The organism is Klebsiella aerogenes, assembly GCA_029027985.1.
GTDB lineage: Bacteria > Pseudomonadota > Gammaproteobacteria > Enterobacterales > Enterobacteriaceae > Klebsiella > Klebsiella aerogenes_A.
The window spans coordinates 2,858,809-2,877,544 of sequence record CP119076.1 but is presented as its reverse complement, the minus strand read 5'-3'; the positions used below and the strand labels follow the sequence as shown (position 1 = coordinate 2,877,544).

The following is an 18,736-nucleotide window of genomic DNA, read 5'->3' as shown; positions in this document are numbered from 1 at the left end:
AATGAAAGCACTGGCAAGATTTGGTAAGGCCTTTGGCGGCTATAAAATGATTGATGTACCTGAGCCGTTTTGCGGCCCGGATGACGTAGTGATTGAAATTAAAGCGGCAGCCATCTGTGGCGCGGATATGAAACATTACAATGTGGACAGTGGCTCTGACCAATTCAATTCAGTTCGCGGCCACGAATTTGCCGGGTTGATTGTTCGGGTCGGCGATAAGGTCAAGGATTGGAAAGTCGGACAACGCGTGGTGTCTGATAATAGCGGGCACGTTTGCGGTGTGTGTCCGGCCTGTGAACAGGGCGATTTTCTGTGTTGTACAGAAAAAGTAAATTTGGGGCTGGACAACAATACCTGGGGCGGCGGTTTCTCTAAATACTGTTTAGTACCGGGAGAGATCCTTAAAATTCACCGCCATGCGCTGTGGGAAATCCCACAAGGCGTTGATTATGAAGAAGCGGCGGTGCTGGATCCTATCTGTAACGCCTACAAATCTATCGCTCAGCAATCCAAATTTCTTCCCGGCCAGGACGTTGTGGTTTTCGGCACCGGCCCATTAGGGCTCTTTTCCGTGCAAATGGCGCGCATCATGGGGGCCGTAAATATCGTGATGGTCGGGCTGGAAGAGGACGTCACCGTACGCTTCCCGATCGCCAAAGAGCTGGGGGCGACAGCGGTTGTCAACGGTTCCATCGAAGATGTGGTCGCGCGCTGCCAGCAAATCTGCGGCAAAGACAACCTGGGACTGGTTATCGAATGCTCCGGCGCCAATATCGCCCTTAAACAATCGATCGAAATGCTGCGTCCCAACGGTGAAGTCGTTCGCGTCGGCATGGGCTTTAAACCTCTGGATTTCTCCATCAACGATATCACCGCCTGGAACAAAAGCATCATTGGCCATATGGCCTACGACTCCACTTCCTGGCGGAACGCTATTCGCTTGCTCGCCAGCGGCGCGCTCAAAGTCAAACCGATGATTACTCACCGTATTGGCCTATCGCAATGGCGCGAAGGGTTTGATGCGATGGTCGATAAGACCGCGATAAAAGTCATCATGACCTACGACTTTGATGAATAGCCCCTTTATAAAAGGAATGTTATCGGATGGAACAGATTACAAAACCGCATTGCGGCGCCCGGTTGGATCGCCTACCTGATTGCCGCTGGCATTCATCAATGTTTGCCATGGTTGCCTTTGGGCTACTGGTTTGTTGGAGTAACGCGGTTGGAGGACTCATCCTCGCACAGTTAAAAGATCTCGGCTGGACCGATAATTCAACGACCGCCACGTTTTCTGCCATGACTACTGCAGGAATGTTTCTCGGCGCACTTGGCGGAGGCATTATCGGCGATAAAACCGGGCGTAAAAATGCGTTCATCCTCTATGAAGCGATTCATATTATCGCCATGGTGGTGGGGGCATTTTCCCCAAATATGACCTTCCTTATTGCCTGTCGATTTGTGATGGGGGTTGGATTAGGCGCGTTGTTGGTCACTTTGTTTGCCGGATTTACCGAATATATGCCAGGCCGAAATCGTGGCACTTGGTCCAGTAGGGTCTCATTTATCGGCAACTGGTCTTATCCGCTGTGTTCGCTGATCGCGATGGGGTTGACGCCGCTAATCAGCGCGGAATGGAACTGGCGTATACAGTTACTGATCCCGGCCATACTGTCGCTGGTGGCGACCGTTATTGCCTGGCGCTGGTTCCCGGAGTCGCCTCGTTGGCTGGAATCCCGCGGACGCTACGCTGAAGCTGAGAAGGTGATGCGGGCCATTGAAGAAGGGGTTGTTCAGCAGACCGGCAAGCCGCTGCCGCCTGTGGTAATTGAAGATGACGGCAAAGCCCCGCGTACGGTTCCTTATTCGGCCTTATTAACGGGTGTGTTACTGAAGCGCGTTATTTTAGGTTCCTTTGTCCTGATTGCTATGAACGTTGTGCAGTACACCTTAATTAACTGGCTGCCGACCATATTTATGACTCAGGGGATTAACCTGAAAGACTCGATTGTCTTAAATACCATGAGCATGTTCGGTGCGCCGTTCGGGATTTTTATCGCCATGTTGGTGATGGATAAAATACCCAGAAAGACCATGGGGGTGGGCTTATTAGTATTAATCGCCGTGCTGGGATATATCTACTCGCTGCAAACCAGCATGCTGCTGATTACGCTAATTGGCTTCTTCCTGATTACTTTTGTCTATATGTACGTTTGCTACGCTTCGGCGGTGTATGTACCGGAAATATGGCCGACCGAAGCGAAACTTCGCGGTTCTGGTCTGGCGAATGCGGTAGGGCGTATCAGCGGTATCGCCGCGCCTTATGCGGTCGCGGTATTGCTTAACGGTTATGGCGTAACGGGGGTTTTTGTCCTGCTGGGTGCGGTCTCCATTATTGTCGCTGTCGCCATTGCTACCATCGGAATTGAAACCAAAGGCGTCTCTGTCGAAAGCCTCGGTATTGATGCAGTTACCAGCAAATAATATTGATGGGGAAATAAAATGAAAAATTCAAAAGCGATATTAAAAACGCCGGGCACGATGAAAATTATTGCCGCCGATATCCCGGTACCCGAAGAGCATGAAGTACTGATCAAAATTGAATATGTCGGTATTTGCGGTTCAGATGTTCACGGTTTCGAATCAGGTCCCTTTATTCCGCCAAAAGACCCGAACCAGGAAATTGGCCTCGGACATGAATGTGCCGGTACGGTGGTGGCGGTAGGAAATCGCGTCAGTAAATTTAAACCGGGCGACCGGGTGAATATTGAACCTGGCATACCCTGCGGACATTGTCGCTACTGCCTGGAGGGCAAATACAACATCTGCCCTGACGTCGATTTTATGGCTACGCAACCCAATTATCGCGGCGCGTTAACCCATTATCTGTGCCATCCGGAAAGCTTCACTTATAAGCTGCCCGATAACATGGACACCATGGAAGGCGCGCTGGTAGAGCCTGCGGTGGTAGGGATGCATGCCGCAATGCTGGCGGACGTTAAACCGGGCAAGAAAATCGTCATTTTGGGGGCAGGATGTATCGGTTTAATGACCCTGCAAGCCTGTAAATGTTTGGGGGCTACCGACATCGCCGTTGTTGATGTCCTGGAAAAGCGTCTGGCCATGGCCGAGCAGCTTGGCGCGACGACGGTGATCAACGGAGCGAAAGAGGACACTGTTGCCTGCTGTCAGCAGTTCTCCGGCGATATGGGGGCCGATATTGTTTTTGAAACTGCCGGCTCGGCGATCACCGTCAAGCAGGCTCCGTACCTGGTGATGCGCGGCGGGAAAATCATGATCGTGGGGACGGTTCCCGGTGATTCGGCGATTAATTTCCTCAAAATTAACCGTGAAGTCTCCATTCAGACCGTTTTCCGCTACGCCAACCGCTATCCGGTCACTATTGAAGCTATTTCCTCCGGGCGTTTCGATGTCAAGTCGATGGTGACGCATATTTATGATTATGAAGATGTTCAGCGCGCGTTTGATGAGTCAGTCAACAACAAACGCGAAATTATCAAAGGCGTTATTAAAGTTAACCATTAATTTATTAAAAAGGGAGAAATAACCATGTTGGCAGATATCAAATATTGGGAAAACGATGCCCAGAATAAACATTATGCAATTGCCCACTTTAATGTGTGGAATGCGGAAATGCTTATGGGAGTTATCGATGCAGCGGAAGAATCTAAATCGCCGGTGATTATCTCTTTCGGCACCGGTTTTGTCGGCAACACGTCATTTGAGGATTTTTCGCATATGATGGTCTCTATGGCGAAAAAAGCCTCGGTGCCGGTGATTACTCATTGGGATCACGGGCGTAGCATGGAGATTATCCATAACGCCTGGACCCACGGCATGAACTCGCTGATGCGCGATGCCTCCGCCTTTGATTTCGAAGAAAACATACGCCTGACGAAAGAGGCGGTGGACTTCTTCCATCCGTTGGGTATCCCGGTTGAAGCTGAGTTGGGCCACGTGGGGAATGAAACGGTTTATGAAGAAGCGTTGGCGGGCTATCACTATACTGACCCGAGCCAGGCGGCGGAATTTGTCGAGCGTACCGGATGTGACTCACTGGCGGTGGCGATTGGCAACCAGCACGGTGTCTATACCTCTGAACCGAAACTGAATTTCGACGTGGTCAAACGCGTGCGCGAGGCAGTCTCCGTTCCGTTGGTACTGCACGGCGCGTCCGGCATTAGCGATGCGGATATCAAAAAAGCCATTTCATTAGGTATTTCGAAAATCAATATTCACACCGAATTGTGCCAGGCGGCGATGGTAGCGGTGCAAGAAAATCAAAATCAACCGTTCCTGCATGTTGAACGGGAAGTACGTAAAGCTGTAAAAGAACGCGCGCTGGAGAAAATCAAACTGTTTGGTTCTGACGGTAAAGCGGAATGACATTATGGATAATATCGAGGTTATTTGCATAGGGGCGGCAATCGTCGATATTCCTTTGCAGCCAGTGAGTAAAAATATTTTTGATGTAGACTCATATCCATTAGATAGAATCGCCATGACCACGGGTGGAGACGCAATTAATGAAGCAACAATTATTTCACGTCTCGGGCACCGTACGGCGTTAATGAGCCGCATAGGAGATGATGCCGCCGGTCATTTTATTGTTGATCACTGTCGTCGGGAAAATATCAATATTCAGAGCTTGAAGCAGGATGCTGATATTGATACTTCCATTAATGTGGGATTAGTTACCGCAGATGGTGAGCGCACCTTTGTCACCAACCGCAACGGCAGCCTGTGGAAACTGAATATTAACGATGTTGATTTTGACTGCTTCTCGCAGGTGAAGCTGCTGTCACTGGCCAGTATTTTTAATAGCCCTTTACTGGATGGTGAAGCATTAACGACGATTTTCACGCAGGCGAAGGCGCACCAGTTAATTATCTGTGCCGATATGATTAAGCCACGGCTTAATGAAACCCTCGACGATATTCGGCAAGCATTGAGTTACGTGGATTATCTTTTTCCCAACTTTGAAGAGGCAAAGTTGCTTACCGGAAAAGAATCACTGGATGACATCGCCGATAGTTTTCTGAATTGTGGCGTGAAAACGGTGGTGATTAAGACGGGTAAGCACGGCTGCTTTATCAAGCGTGCCGATATGAAAATGGTGGTCCCCGCCGTTTCCGGGATCACTGCCATTGATACCATCGGCGCGGGTGATAATTTTGCCTCGGGGTTCATCTCTGCGCTGCTTGAAGGCAAGCCACTGCGTGACTGCGCAATGTTTGCTAACGCAACGGCAGCGATATCGGTACTTAGCGTTGGCGCCACAACGGGCGTGAAAAACAGAAAATTGGTTGAACAATTTCTTGATGAATATGAAGGGTAATAGCGGCAGATGAAAATGATTCCTTTAGGCAGTACGGATATAACATTGTCCCGTATGGGATTAGGCACATGGGCCATCGGCGGCGGCCCGGCATGGAATGGCGATCTTGATCTGCAAATTTGCATTGATACCATTGTTGAGGCGCATCGCTGTGGTATTAACCTGATCGATACCGCGCCGGGATACAATTTTGGCAATAGCGAAGTGATTGTCGGTCAGGCGCTGAAACAACTACCGCGCACTGAAATCGTGATTGAAACCAAATGCGGTATCGTCTGGGAACGGGAAGGCAGTCTGTTTAACAAAGTAGGCGATCGCCAACTGTATAAAAACCTCACTCCTGATTCGATTCGTGAAGAGGTGGATGCCAGCCTGCAAAGACTGAGCATTGATGCCATTGATATTTACATGACTCACTGGCAGTCGGTGAAGCCCTGTTTTACACCGATTGCGGAAACTGTCGATACACTGAACGCACTGAAGAAAGAGGGGAAAATTCGTTCTATCGGTGCGGCGAACGTCGATGCTGGACATATCAGGGAGTATCTCAAACACGGTGAGCTGGATATCATCCAGGCGAAGTACAGCATCCTTGACCGGGCGCTGGAAGCTGAACTGCTGCCGTTATGCCAGCAGAATGGCATCATCGTACAGGTCTATTCACCGCTTGAGCAGGGGCTGTTGACCGGAACTATCACCCGGGATTATGTTCCCGGCGGCGCGCGGGCCAACAAAGTCTGGTTTCAGCGGGAAAATATGCTGCGGGTGATTGATATGCTTGAGCAGTGGCAGCCGCTGTGTGAGAAATACCGCTGCACGATCCCCGCGCTGGCGCTGGCGTGGATTTTAAAGCAAAGCAATCTCATCACCTTGCTGAGCGGGGCAACGGCGCCAGAGCAGGTACGCGAGAATGTCGAGGCGCTGAACATCAGCCTGACGGATGATGATTCATTATTGATGAGGCAAATGGCAGAGGTGTTAGATACAAAATAGGAGAGATGTTATTGACCTCTGTTTCTGTGTAAAATAGTATTTAAATCTGTGATTCAAACATGTTTTTTTGAAAATAAACATAGCCTGTGAGATACTACGGTTTTATTATTGCTTTGCAGGAAACAGAGGTATTATCGTGGCGGCAAAAGACAGGATTCAGGCCATCAAGCAAATGGTGGTTAACGATAAAAAAGTGGTGGTTTCTAATTTAAGTTCAATTTTTCAGGTTACTGAGGAAACAATTCGTCGCGACCTGGAAAAACTGGAAGATGAAGGCTTTTTGACCCGTACCTATGGCGGGGCGGTATTAAACACCAGCGCGCTGACTGATAATATTCATTTTTATAAACGTGCAAAATCTTTCTTTGAAGAAAAACAAATTATTGCCCGTAATGCGTTGCCATTTATTAAAAATAAAACGACTATCGCTGCTGATTCCAGTAGTACCGCGATGGAATTATTAAAACTGCTGAAGGATAGAAACGATCTCACGTTGCTGACCAATTCGGCGGAAGCCTTTCATGAATTAGCGCAGTCAGAAATTAACGTCGTTTCTACCGGGGGGGAGTTGAATAAAAATACGCTGTCGCTGCAGGGGAGGATCACCAAGGAAATTATTAGTCGCTATCATGTTGATATTATGGTGATGAGCTGCAAAGGCCTGGATATGCTCAGTGGGGCGCTTGATTCCAATGAGGCTGAGGCTGAGATCAAGAAAACCATGATTCGTCAGGCGACAGAAGTGGCACTACTGGTCGATCACTCCAAGTTCGATCGTAAAGCTTTTGTCCAGTTGGTAGATTTTAGCCATATTAATTACCTTATAACCAATAAGGCGCCAGGTGCGGAATGGATAGTATTTTGCAAAGAAAATAATATTCAACTCGTTTATTAACTTTAATGCTGCACGTGTCGATGTTATTTTAATTTGCACCTGGATAATGCCATGGAAATTTAATAATGATGGATGGCTCGGTAAAACTAACTTTGCCGCGGTCGCCATGTTTTATATTTTAGCTGAATTTGAGGCATCCAGATGGAACAATGTGACCCTATCGGCGCAAGATTAGACCGCTTACCCTTATCTCGATTTCATTTTCGTATTTTCAGTATTATTAGTTTCAGCTTATTAGTCACCGGGTTTCTCAGCTATTCCGGAAATGTGGTGCTGGCAAAATTAATCAGCAACGGTTGGTCAAACAATTACCTCAATGCGGCATTTACTTCCGCGCTGATGTTTGGCTATTTTATTGGCTCGCTGGCCGGCGGTTTTATTGGTGATTATCTTGGCCGACGTAAAGCATTTCGCGTGAATTTATTGATTGTCGGTGTTTCTGCCTGCGCGGCAACGTTTGTGCCCAATATGTACTGGCTCATCTTTTTCCGCTGCCTGATGGGTACTGGAATGGGATCGCTAATTATGGTGGGCTATGCCTCATTTACCGAGTTTATCCCGCCCGCGGTGCGCGGAAAATGGTCAGCTCGTCTGTCGTTTGTCGGCAACTGGTCGCCCATGCTGTCGGCGGCCATTGGCGTCGTGGTGATTGCCTTTTTAAGTTGGCGAATGATGTTCCTGCTCGGCGGCGCGGCAATGCTGTTAGCTTGGTATCTGTCGGGGAAATATTTCATTGAATCGCCGCGCTGGTTGGCGAGTAAAGGGCTGCGAAGCGAAGCAGAAAACCATCTTTTGCAGGTGGAATCGCAAATTGAGAAAGAGAAAAATATCACCTTGCCTCCCTGCCAGAGCGCTAGTCTGACCACGGAGCTATGCGCGGAAAACGGTTCATTCTGGCTCTTGTTTAAAGGTCAGATGCTGCGGCGTACTCTGGTGGCAATTACGGTGCTTATCGCGATGAACATTTCGCTTTACACCATAACGGTGTGGATCCCGACGATTTTTGTTAACTCGGGGATCGATGTGACGAAATCTATCTTTATGACAGCGATTATTATGGTTGGCGCACCGGTGGGGATATTTATTGCAGCGCTGATTATTGACCGTTTTTCGCGGCGATTGTTTGGTTCATCTCTACTGATGATTATTGCGCTACTCGGATATTTCTATTCGATTCAAACTGAAGAGCGGGCCATTTTAAGCTATGGTCTGGTGATGATTTTTTTCCTGTATATGTATGTCTGTTTTGCCTCTGCGGTGTATGTACCGGAGCTTTGGCCAACGCATCTCCGGTTACGCGGGTCTGGTTTTGTTAACGCGGTGGGAAGGATTGTCGCGGTATTTACACCCTATGGCGTTGCGGTTCTGCTTACTCGCTACGGTTCAATTACGGTATTTGTTGTCCTCGGTGTGGTGTTGGCGCTTTGCGCATTGATTCTGTTCTGCTTTGGTATCGAAACCCGGCAGATCTCAGTGGAGGACATTTCGAACCTGGGATGATTATCCTGCCAACAGCGAAGACAAGCGGCCTACAAGCCTTTTCGCAGAGATGGCTTGTAGGCCGCTTAAATGATTAAGGCTGGGTTTCCAGCCAGTCGTCGAGGGTATAGAGCGTAGCGCCTTCTGCCGCCATCTCCATAAAGGCGAGGGCGCTGTCCTGCGGTTGCAGGTTGACGCCGCGACAGCCGTCGGTAATCACGTTGACGGTATAGCCCAAATCCAGCGCGTCGAGCACGGTAAACTTGACGCAGTAATCCGTTGCAAGGCCGAGAATAGTCAGCTCCGATACGCCGTGCGCGCGCAACCAGCCGTCAAGTTCGGTTTTCTGCCGGTGGCCGCTATCGAAAAATGCGCTGTAGCTGTCGATCGCCGGGTTTTGTCCCTTATGAAACACCGCATCAATGGATTGCTGCTTCAGCAACGGATGCAGCGCAGCGCCATCGCTGTGCTGCACGCAGTGATCCGGCCAGTAAGTTTGCGCCAGGCCATCGAGCTCGCCCTGCGAATAAGGTTCGGCCTGGTGCTGGCTGGCAAAGCTGCCGTGGTTGGCCGGGTGCCAGTCCTGGCTGGCGACGACGGCCTCGCCGCGCGCCAGGCTCCAATCAATGAGCTGATTAGCGACATCCACGGTGCTATCGCCTTCGGGAACGGCTAACGCGCCGCCAGCGCAAAAATCATTTTGCAGGTCTACCAGTAGCAGGGCGCGATGGCTCATGGCATTCTCCTCACTCATCAGGGGTCAGCTCGCCGCGCAGGTTTTGCTGCATCGCGCCGCGGATGGCCTCAACGTCAAGATTCTGGCTCAGCAGGTAGTGCAACTTGGTCAGCGTCGCTTCTACGGTCATATCGAAGCCGCTAATCACGCCAGCTTGCGCCAGCGCGTTGCCGGTGGCGTAGCCGCCCATATTCACCTTGCCGGACATGCATTGCGTCAGGTTAATCACCACGATGCCGCGCTGGCTGGCTTCCGCCAGTACCTGGATAAACTCGCCGTTCTGCGGCGCGTTACCGACGCCATAGGAACGCAGTATCAGCGCTTTTACCGGCTGGCGCAGGAAGTTACGCACCACATCGGCGGAGATCCCCGGATAAATGGTGACCACGCCAATCGGCTGCGGGGTGATTGGGTGGACGATCAGCTCGCCTTCGCTGTGCGGCGCGGGTAGCGTACCGAGGCGGCGGATATGGATACCGGCTTCCAGCAGCGGCGCCAGGTTCGGCGAAGCAAATGCATCAAAGCCGTCTGCGTGGGCTTTGGTGGTGCGGTTGCCGCGATACAGCCGATTGTTGAAGAACAGCGAGACTTCGTTGATCGGGTAATTGGCCGCCACGTAAAGCGCATTGAGCAAATTGATTTGCCCATCGGAACGCAGCTCGGCGAGAGGGATTTGTGACCCTGTCACAATCACCGGTTTACCTAAATTTTCCAGCATGAACGACAGCGCCGAGGCGGTGAAGGCCATCGTATCGGTACCGTGCAGGATCACAAAGCCATCGTACTGGTCGTAGTGGTCGCAAATGTCGTCGGCGATATGTTGCCAGTCTTCCGGCGTCATATCCGACGAGTCCATCAATGGCGCGTATTCGTGAATGGTGAAATCCGGCATTTCCGGGCGGTGGAACTCAGGCATCAACGCCAGCTGGCGCTGCAGATGGCCGGAAACAGGGATATATCCGTGCTCGGAGCGCTGCATACCGATGGTCCCACCGGTGTAGGCAACGTAAATCGATTTCTTTTGCATGGCATCGCTTAGGTTGTACGTGAACAGGCGCAGTATAAAGTGGCAGGCAAAAAAATAAAGCGCTAACCCCGCGAGTTGCAGAGAAGCGCTTGAATTTTATTACGTTGAAACGCTGCCCCGCGGCGGGGGCAGACGGAGGATTAACGAATGTTGGCGCAGGTTAGACAGAAGGCGTAGCGGTTTTGCGGGTCATTGAAGGCCGCCAGTTTATCGCTTTCCGCTTTCACGGCGTCCGCTGCTGCTGCCACCGGCGCAGGCAGGTATGCCTGAATGGCTGCTGGCAGAGAGGCGCGAACCAAACCTGTCAGGCTATCCATCACCATGGCGAAGAACGTCGGCTCTTCCTGGTACCAGGTGATATGCCACTGTTTCAGTTTTGCCAGTTCCGCTGCTTTCGCTACCGCATCGTCGAAGTCGCCGAGGCTATCGACCAGGCCGTTCGCCTTCGCGTCTTCACCGGTCCAGACGTGTCCCTGTGCGATTTGGTCAACCTTCTCCGGCGTGCTCTTACGCGCGGTAGCCACCAGGGTGATAAAGCGCTGGTAGCCGTTCTCGATGCTCAGTTGCATCAGCTGCTGAACTTCCGGCGGCAGCGACTTGGTGGTCGATACATCAGCCAGCGGCGAGGTAGCTACGCCGTCGGTGTGGACGCCGATGGAGCCCAGCGTATTCTCCACGGTGTTGATCACGCCGAAGATGCCGATCGAGCCGGTGAGGGTGCTTGGGTTAGCCACGATGTAATCCGCTGGCGTGGAAATCCAGTAGCCGCCGGATGCCGCCATGCCGCCCATCGAGACCACTACCGGTTTGCCCGCCGCTTTCGCCGCGGCCAGCTCTTCGCGAATCACTTCCGAGGCGCTGACGCTCCCGCCCGGGCTATTGACGCGCAGAACGATAGCTTTCACTTTCGCGTCCAGACGTGCGTCGCGGATTTGCGCTGCGGTGGTGTCGCCGCCGACGTTGCCCGGGGTTTCTTCGCCATCCATGATCGCGCCGTTCGCAAAGATGACCGCAACAGCGGAACCTTGCTCAGTTGGCGCTTTGACGTTGTAATCGTAGTAGCTGATGGAACGGTAGTTGTTGTCCGTTTTGCTCCAGCCGAACTGCTTGGTCAGCGCTTTCTCCACTTCCGTTGAGGTGGCCAGTTCATCAACCAGCTTGTTATCCAGCGCGTATTTCGCCGTATCGCCATCCACCTTACGTAGGCCGTCGAGCACGCCCTGCGCGCCCGGGAACAGTTGCTGCGCGGTGATTTGGCGGTTGGCGGCGATAGTGTTGAGGTAGTTCTGCCACAGCTCGCCAATCCAGCGGCTATCCGCTTCACGTGCGGCCGGCGACATATCGTCGCGGATAAACGGCTCGACGGCGGATTTATACGTGCCGACGCGGAAAACGTGGGTCGAGACTTTCAGTTTATCCAGCAACGACTTGTAGTACAGGCCGTTAGTGGCGAAACCGTGCAGGTCGACTTCACCCTGCGGCGAGAGCCAAATTTTGTTGGCAAAGCTCGCCAGGTAGTATTGACCCTGGGTATAGCTGCTGCCGACGGCATACACCGGTTTACCGCTGTCGCGGAATTCGCGCAGCGCTTTGCCGATATACTGCATTGAAGGCTGATCGCCGCCGACGAAGTTTTTCAGATCCAGCACGATGCCCGTGACGTTGCGGTCATCTTTCGCCTGGCGGATGGTCTGCACGATATCGAACAGTGAATTTTCCTGCAAACGATCGGAGCTGGCGCCGAACAGCTGGCGGCCGATAACCCCAAGCTTGCTGCTGGCTGACGGTTTATCCACCACCACGCCGGTGATGTCCATCAACAGCGCGCCGCGAGCGGTATGTTCAACTGCATTGTTGCTAAACTGCGCCCAGATGCCGACGCAAATCAGCACCAGAACCAGGAACACCAGGTTCAGTGCAACCTGGCGAATGAAGTTAAGTATTCGCCATGTCCATTTAAAAAATCCGGCAAGTAAGCGCCAAAGGGTTCGCATGTATTCTCCCTAACATTTTCGATGATGGGTCAGCCGCAGGGGCTGCCGCGTCTGGCTATCCTAAAGAGAGTGCCGACGCTTGTCAGCAGGAATCACCCTCCGGGCTGTAACAAAATCCATGCGCATGTTAATTTTATGCAAAATGACATCACAGGAGTTACATAGATGGATGCTCTCGAACTACTGGTTAATCGCCGTAGCGCGTCGCGCCTGATCGAGCCGGCGCCAGTTGGCGAACAGCTGGAAAATATCCTCCACGCGGGGATGCGCGCGCCGGACCATGGGACGTTACAGCCGTGGCGATTCTTTATTATCGCCGATGATGGCCGCGAACGCTTTAGCCAACTTTTAGAAAAAGGGGCGCAGGCAGCCGGTCAGGATGAAAAAGCCATTGAAAAAGCGCGTAATGCGCCGTTCCGCGCGCCGCTGATTATCGCCGTGGTCGCACGCTGCGAAGATCACCCGAAGGTGCCGAAGTGGGAGCAGGAGATGTCCGCGGGATGCGCGGTGATGGCGATGCAGATGGCTGCGGTGGCTCAGGGCTTTAACGGCATCTGGCGCAGCGGCGCCTTAACCGATAGTCCGGTCGTCCGCGAAGGCTTTAGCTGCCGCGAACAGGATAAAATCGTCGGATTCCTTTATCTGGGTACACCGCAGCTGAAGGCTTCGACGACGATTGCGTTACCGGACACCGCGCCGTTCGTCACGCGCTTCTGAGTCAGTGTTTGTTATGCCGGGTGTCGGCTTGCGCCTTACCCGGCCTACGGTTCGAATCAATCGCGGGTTTTGTCGCCCGGATAAGGCGCATCAAGCGCCTTATCCGGGAATTCAACGGCGATGAAATTACTTCTGCCTGTTTGCGAATTCATCCTTTGCTTTCTGCAACTGCTGCTGGAAGGCCGGGTTGGTGTGCAGGGTGGCCACGACCGCCGAGCCGACAATCCGCGCCGCATCAACATCGCTCTGCCAGTGATAGCCGCAGATAACCCGGCTTTCGCCCAGTTCATAGCCGCGCTGAAGGATCTCATTCTGCCGTTGAGGGTTGATTTCGGCGAGGACCAGCGCGGTTGCCCAGCCAATAGACGTGTGGCCGGAAGGGTAAGAACCGTTTTTCGCGAGCTTGTCCTGCTCGGTGGTATTGCAGGTTGAGACGCCGTAGAAGGCGAACGGGCGGATACGCATGTATTTTTCTTTCGCACCGCGCGTCGCCAGATCGCCGGCATCCTCAATCATGTTGGTCAGTAGCTTATGCAGCTGCGGCGCGTCTTTCTCGGTGATCGGCGAACCAAACGCGCCGGAGAAAGCGTTCGCCACGCCGCCGCCGCTGAGGTTCGCATCTTCCGCCGCCAGCTTGCCGCGTTCGGTATTGCGCAGCAGGCGTCCTTTCTCATACATCGCCTGATCGTTTAAGAACGCAATACTGCCGACTTCCGGCGGCGGCGGTAGCAGCGCCAGGCTATCGATGGCCTGTGCGTTCTTCAGATAATAGAGATCGGGTTTAGTGGTCGCATCGTTACCGGCTGGCGCCAGGGCGAAGGCGCCGACGGAGAACAGACTGGCCAGGCAAAGGGCGAGAACGCGCTTTTTCATCTACATTTCCTTACGGTGTTATATGTCCAGAAGAAGGTTTTTGTTTTTGTCACATTTCTGTCATATGTAAGTAAAAGTTAAAATGGCGTTGAAAAAATTGTCCGGCATCGCAAAAACGCATATTTGTCTGCTTAATGAGCAACCACTCGCGATTTCAGACTGTCGCACTTATCACCTCGCCGTTTGAGCGCTACCATAGCGGGATTGCAATGACAGGAGATGTCCATGAGCGAGCAAGCTATTCGTTTAACGCAATACAGCCACGGAGCCGGTTGCGGTTGTAAAATTTCCCCCAAAGTGCTGGAAACCATTCTACATAGCGAACAGGCGAAGTTTGTCGACCCGAACCTGCTTGTCGGCAACGAAACCAGCGACGATGCAGCGGTTTACGATCTGGGTAATGGCACATCGATCATCAGCACCACCGACTTTTTCATGCCGATTGTTGATAGTCCTTTCGATTTTGGCCGTATCGCGGCGACCAACGCCATTAGCGATATCTTCGCGATGGGCGGCAAGCCGATTATGGCGATTGCGATTTTAGGTTGGCCAATCAACACCCTGGCGCCGGAAATCGCCCGCGAAGTGGTTGAGGGCGGGCGTTTTGCCTGTCAGCAGGCCGGTATTGCGCTGGCAGGCGGCCATTCCATCGATGCCCCGGAGCCGATTTTTGGTCTCGCGGTGACCGGCGTCGTGCCGACCGAGCGCATCAAGAAAAACAGCACCGCGCAGGCGGGCTGCAAACTGTATCTTACGAAGCCATTGGGTATCGGCGTGTTGACGACCGCTGAGAAAAAATCGCTGCTGAAGCCTGAGCATCAGGGGCTGGCGACGGAAACCATGTGCCAGATGAACCTTGCTGGCGCAGCGTTCGCTAATATCGAAGGCGTGAAAGCGATGACCGACGTCACCGGCTTCGGCCTGCTGGGGCATCTTAGCGAAGTCTGCCGCGGTGCGGGCGTTCAGGCGCAGCTGACCTATGCCGCTATCCCGAAACTGCCGGGCGTTGAAGCCTATATCGCCGCAGGCGCGGTGCCGGGCGGCACCGGCCGCAACTTTGCCAGCTACGGCCATCTGATGGGCGATATGCCAGCGGAATGGCGCGATCTGCTGTGCGATCCACAAACCTCCGGCGGCCTGCTATTGGCGGTTGCCCCGGACGCGGAAGCCGAAGTGCAGGCGGCTGCGGCGGAGTTTGGCATCAAGCTGGCGGCCATTGGCGAACTGGTAACCGCCCGCGGCGGGCGCCCAATGATCGAGATCCGTTGATTCGATGCGGCTGTTTATTGCAGAAAAACCGAGCCTTGGTCGCGCTATCGCCGAAGTGTTGCCTAAACCGCATCGTAAAGGCGATGGCTTTATTGAGTGCGGCAACGGTCAGGTGGTCACCTGGTGTATCGGCCACCTGCTGGAGCAAGCGCAGCCGGACGTCTATGACGGCCGCTACGCGCGCTGGAACCTGCTCGACTTACCCATCGTGCCGGAAAAGTGGCAGTTGCAGCCAAAACCGTCGGTCACCAAACAGCTGAATGTCATTAAGCGCCTACTTGGCGAGGCGCAGGAAGTGATCCACGCCGGCGACCCGGATAGAGAAGGGCAACTGCTGGTCGACGAAGTTCTGGATTACCTGCAGCTGGCGCCGGAAAAACGCCAGCAGGTGCAGCGCTGCCTGATTAACGATCTTAATCCGCAGGCGGTTGAGCGGGCGATTACTCGCCTGCGCGCCAATAGCGAATTCGTGCCGTTATGCGTATCGGCGCTGGCCCGCGCCCGCGCCGACTGGCTGTACGGGATCAACATGACCCGCGCCTATACCATTCTCGGGCGCAATGCCGGTTATCAGGGCGTGCTGTCGGTCGGCCGCGTGCAAACGCCGGTGCTTGGGCTGGTGGTGCGTCGCGATGAAGAGATTGAAAACTTCATCGCCAAAGATTTCTTCGACGTCAAAGCGCATATCGTTACCCCGAAGGACGAGCGTTTTGTCGCCTCCTGGGTGCCGAGCGAAGCCTGCGAGCCTTATCAGGACGAAGAAGGGCGTTTACTGCATCGTCCGCTGGCCGAGCACGTAGTGAAACGCATCGAAGGTCAGCCGGCGATGGTGACCGGCTATAACGATAAGCGTGATTCTGAACCGGCGCCGCTGCCGTTTTCGCTGTCGGCGCTACAGATTGAGGCGGCTAAGCGTTTCGGATTCAGCGCGCAGAATGTGCTGGATATCTGCCAGAAGCTGTATGAAACCCACAAACTGATTACCTACCCGCGCTCGGATAGCCGCTACCTGCCGGAAGAACATTTTGCCGGGCGCCATGCGGTGCTGAACGCGATTAGCGTTCATGCGGCGGAACTGCTGCCGCAACCGGTGATGGATCCGGAGATCCGCAACCGCTGCTGGGATGATAAAAAGGTCGATGCGCACCACGCCATTATCCCGACCGCGCGCAGCAGCCAGGTTAAACTCAACGATAACGAAGAAAAGGTATACAACCTGATCGCCCGTCAGTATCTGATGCAGTTTTGCCCGGATGCGGTGTTCCGCAAGTGCCAGATTGACCTTGAGATCGCTAACGGCAAATTTGTCGCTAAAGCGCGCTTCCTCGCCGAGGCTGGCTGGCGCGCGCTGCTCGGCAACAAAGAGCGCGATGAGGAGAACGACGGCACGCCGCTGCCGGTGGTGGCCAAAGGTGACGAACTGCTGTGCGAAAAAGGCGAAGTGGTGGAACGGCAAACCCAACCGCCGCGTCACTTTACCGATGCTACGCTGCTGTCGGCTATGACCGGCATTGCACGTTTCGTGCAGGATAAAGACCTGAAAAAGATCCTCCGCGCTACCGATGGTCTGGGGACGGAAGCGACGCGCGCTGGGATTATCGAGCTGTTATTTAAGCGCGGTTTCCTGAACAAAAAGGGGCGCTATATTCACTCCTCTGAAGCCGGGCGGGCGTTGATTCACTCTTTGCCGGAGATGGCCGCGCGCCCGGATATGACCGCCCACTGGGAATCGGTACTGACGCAGATCAGCGAAAAGCAGTGCCGCTATCAGGACTTTATGCAGCCGTTAGTGGGGACGTTGTTCCAGCTTATCGATCAGGCGCGGAGCACGCCGGTGCGCCAGTTCCGCGGGCTGGTGGCGCCTGGCGGGGCGAAAAAGTCGTTTAGTAAAGGTAAGGGGAAGTCGAAGGGTAAAAAACCGGCGGCGGACTCGGCAGCTGAAGCCTCGTCATAACGTAAAAAGCCCCTGCAGGCAGGGGCTTATGCGCGATCGCGGCTTAAATGACGCCCTGCGCCAGCATGGCATCAGCGACTTTAACGAAGCCGGCGATATTGGCGCCGCGCACGTAGTTAGTCTGTTTCTCTTCACCGCCGAACTCGACGCAGGCATGGTGAATATCCAGCATGATATGATGCAGGCGCGCATCGACTTTCTCTGCTTTCCAGCCCATACGCGCGGCGTTCTGCGCCATTTCGAGACCCGATGTGGCGACGCCTCCAGCGTTTGCCGCTTTGCCCGGCGCAAACAAGACGCCTGCTTCGAGGAACAAATCGGTGGCGGCGATGGTGGTCGGCATATTAGCGCCTTCGGCAACAGCCTTCACGCCATTGGCGATAAGGATTTGCGCGGACTCGACGTCCAGCTCGTTCTGCGTCGCGCACGGCAGGGCGATATCCACCGGGACTGACCACGGTTGCTGACCTTCCAGGTAGGTAAGGCCGAATTCGCGGGCGTAGTCAGCGACACGGCCGTGGCTACGTTCTTTAATATCGATAAGACGGGCCAGTTTCTCTTTGGTGAAGCCCGCCTCGTCCACGACGGTGCCATTGGAGTCGGAGGCGGTAACGACGCGCGCGCCGAACTCCATCGCTTTCTCAATGGCGAACTGCGCGACGTTGCCGGAACCGGACACCGCGACGCGCATCCCTTCAAAGCCCAGACCATGGCGCTTGAGCATCGCTTCGGTGAAGTACACCAGACCATAACCGGTGGCTTCCGGGCGGATCAGGCTGCCGCCGAAGGACAGACCCTTACCGGTGAAGACGCAGGCGCTGTTATTGGAGAGTTTACGCATCATGCCCGCCATAAAGCCGACCTCGCGACCGCCGACGCCGATATCACCTGCCGGTACGTCGGTATCCGGACCAAGGTGACGATACAACTCGGTCATCAAGGCCTGGCAGAAGCGCATCACTTCGCCATCGCTCTTACCTTTCGGGTCGAAATCGCTACCGCCTTTACCGCCGCCCATAGGCAGGGTGGTGAGGGCATTTTTAAAGGTTTGTTCAAAACCGAGGAACTTGAGAATCGACAGATTGACCGACGGATGGAAACGCATGCCGCCTTTGTACGGACCAATCGCGGAGTTGAACTGTACGCGCCAGGCGCGGTTAACCTGAACCTGATTGCGGTCGTCAACCCAGACGACGCGGAACTGGATGACACGCTCCGGTTCGACCAGGCGTTCCAGCAAATTGAGCTGACGATAGCGCGGATTCTGCTCAAGGAAAGGCCACAGCGTGGTCATTACCTCGCGGACGGCTTGAGCGAATTCAGTTTGATGCGGGTCGCGCTGTTGAACGCGGGCGAGAAAACTTTCCAGAGTACACGCCTGATCCATAGATGTAATTTCCCCTTACGGTTGTGGTTGCTTGTTATTTTTTATACACGGCC

16 protein-coding genes are annotated in these 18,736 nt (G+C 53.7%); 11 read left to right on the top strand and 5 right to left on the bottom strand.

The annotated features are described in order from the left end of the window. Position 1: 1 nt before the first annotated feature. The 8 genes from PYR66_13785 to PYR66_13750 all read left to right on the top strand — a co-directional run bounded on the left by PYR66_13785 (position 2) and on the right by PYR66_13750 (position 8,747). The gene (locus tag PYR66_13785; GenBank protein ID WEF26406.1) at positions 2-1,078 is read left to right on the top strand and encodes a zinc-binding dehydrogenase; all 1,077 of its coding nucleotides are present in this window, start codon (positions 2-4) and stop codon (positions 1,076-1,078) included. A gap of 26 nt (positions 1,079-1,104) precedes the next feature. Then, complete coding sequence (locus PYR66_13780; GenBank protein ID WEF26405.1) at positions 1,105-2,484, top strand: MFS transporter; 1,380 nt, start codon at positions 1,105-1,107, stop codon at positions 2,482-2,484. Positions 2,485-2,502: 18 nt separating this feature from the next. Then, entirely contained in the window at positions 2,503-3,546 is a 1,044-nt protein-coding gene (locus tag PYR66_13775; GenBank protein ID WEF26404.1) for an NAD(P)-dependent alcohol dehydrogenase, read from the top strand. A gap of 24 nt (positions 3,547-3,570) precedes the next feature. After that, positions 3,571-4,407, top strand: coding sequence for a ketose-bisphosphate aldolase (locus PYR66_13770; GenBank protein ID WEF26403.1), 837 nt, complete (start codon positions 3,571-3,573; stop codon positions 4,405-4,407). A 4-nt stretch (positions 4,408-4,411) separates the two neighbouring features. Continuing rightward, positions 4,412-5,359: a sugar kinase gene (locus PYR66_13765; GenBank protein WEF26402.1), complete on the top strand. Its 948-nt coding sequence runs from the start codon at positions 4,412-4,414 to the stop codon at positions 5,357-5,359. Between the two features lie 9 nt (positions 5,360-5,368). Continuing rightward, complete coding sequence (locus PYR66_13760; GenBank protein ID WEF26401.1) at positions 5,369-6,352, top strand: aldo/keto reductase; 984 nt, start codon at positions 5,369-5,371, stop codon at positions 6,350-6,352. A 136-nt stretch (positions 6,353-6,488) separates the two neighbouring features. After that, complete coding sequence (locus PYR66_13755; GenBank protein ID WEF26400.1) at positions 6,489-7,247, top strand: DeoR/GlpR family DNA-binding transcription regulator; 759 nt, start codon at positions 6,489-6,491, stop codon at positions 7,245-7,247. A gap of 141 nt (positions 7,248-7,388) precedes the next feature. Next, a complete protein-coding gene (locus tag PYR66_13750; GenBank protein ID WEF26399.1) occupies positions 7,389-8,747 on the top strand; it encodes an MFS transporter in 1,359 nt (452 codons plus the stop codon). Between the two features lie 73 nt (positions 8,748-8,820). On the opposite strand, the gene pncA is transcribed toward PYR66_13750, so the two are convergent. The 3 genes from pncA to sppA all read right to left on the bottom strand — a co-directional run bounded on the left by pncA (position 8,821) and on the right by sppA (position 12,483). Beyond that, positions 8,821-9,462 carry a bifunctional nicotinamidase/pyrazinamidase gene (pncA, locus tag PYR66_13745; GenBank protein ID WEF26398.1) on the bottom strand — a complete coding sequence of 214 codons (642 nt, stop codon included), beginning with the start codon at positions 9,460-9,462 and terminating at the stop codon, positions 8,821-8,823. A 10-nt stretch (positions 9,463-9,472) separates the two neighbouring features. Next, entirely contained in the window at positions 9,473-10,489 is a 1,017-nt protein-coding gene (gene ansA, locus PYR66_13740) for an asparaginase (protein ID WEF26397.1), read from the bottom strand. Positions 10,490-10,629: 140 nt separating this feature from the next. Continuing rightward, positions 10,630-12,483 (bottom strand): signal peptide peptidase SppA, encoded by a 1,854-nt coding sequence (sppA, locus tag PYR66_13735; protein ID WEF26396.1) that lies wholly within the window; start codon positions 12,481-12,483, stop codon positions 10,630-10,632. A 165-nt stretch (positions 12,484-12,648) separates the two neighbouring features. On the opposite strand from sppA, the gene PYR66_13730 reads away from it, so the two are divergent. After that, on the top strand, positions 12,649-13,200 hold the full coding sequence (locus PYR66_13730; protein ID WEF26395.1) for an NAD(P)H nitroreductase: 552 nt from the start codon (positions 12,649-12,651) through the stop codon (positions 13,198-13,200). 126 nt (positions 13,201-13,326) lie between these two features. On the opposite strand, the gene PYR66_13725 is transcribed toward PYR66_13730, so the two are convergent. Continuing rightward, positions 13,327-14,073: a phosphatase PAP2 family protein gene (locus PYR66_13725; GenBank protein ID WEF26394.1), complete on the bottom strand. Its 747-nt coding sequence runs from the start codon at positions 14,071-14,073 to the stop codon at positions 13,327-13,329. Positions 14,074-14,298: 225 nt separating this feature from the next. Between PYR66_13725 and selD the strand changes: the two genes are divergently transcribed. Both selD and PYR66_13715 read left to right on the top strand, forming a co-directional pair. Then, a complete protein-coding gene (selD, locus tag PYR66_13720; protein ID WEF26393.1) occupies positions 14,299-15,342 on the top strand; it encodes a selenide, water dikinase SelD in 1,044 nt (347 codons plus the stop codon). Positions 15,343-15,346: 4 nt separating this feature from the next. Beyond that, positions 15,347-17,296 carry a DNA topoisomerase III gene (locus PYR66_13715; GenBank protein ID WEF26392.1) on the top strand — a complete coding sequence of 650 codons (1,950 nt, stop codon included), beginning with the start codon at positions 15,347-15,349 and terminating at the stop codon, positions 17,294-17,296. Between the two features lie 43 nt (positions 17,297-17,339). On the opposite strand, the gene gdhA is transcribed toward PYR66_13715, so the two are convergent. Continuing rightward, on the bottom strand, positions 17,340-18,683 hold the full coding sequence (gene gdhA, locus PYR66_13710; GenBank protein ID WEF26391.1) for an NADP-specific glutamate dehydrogenase: 1,344 nt from the start codon (positions 18,681-18,683) through the stop codon (positions 17,340-17,342). Positions 18,684-18,736 lie beyond the last annotated feature (53 nt).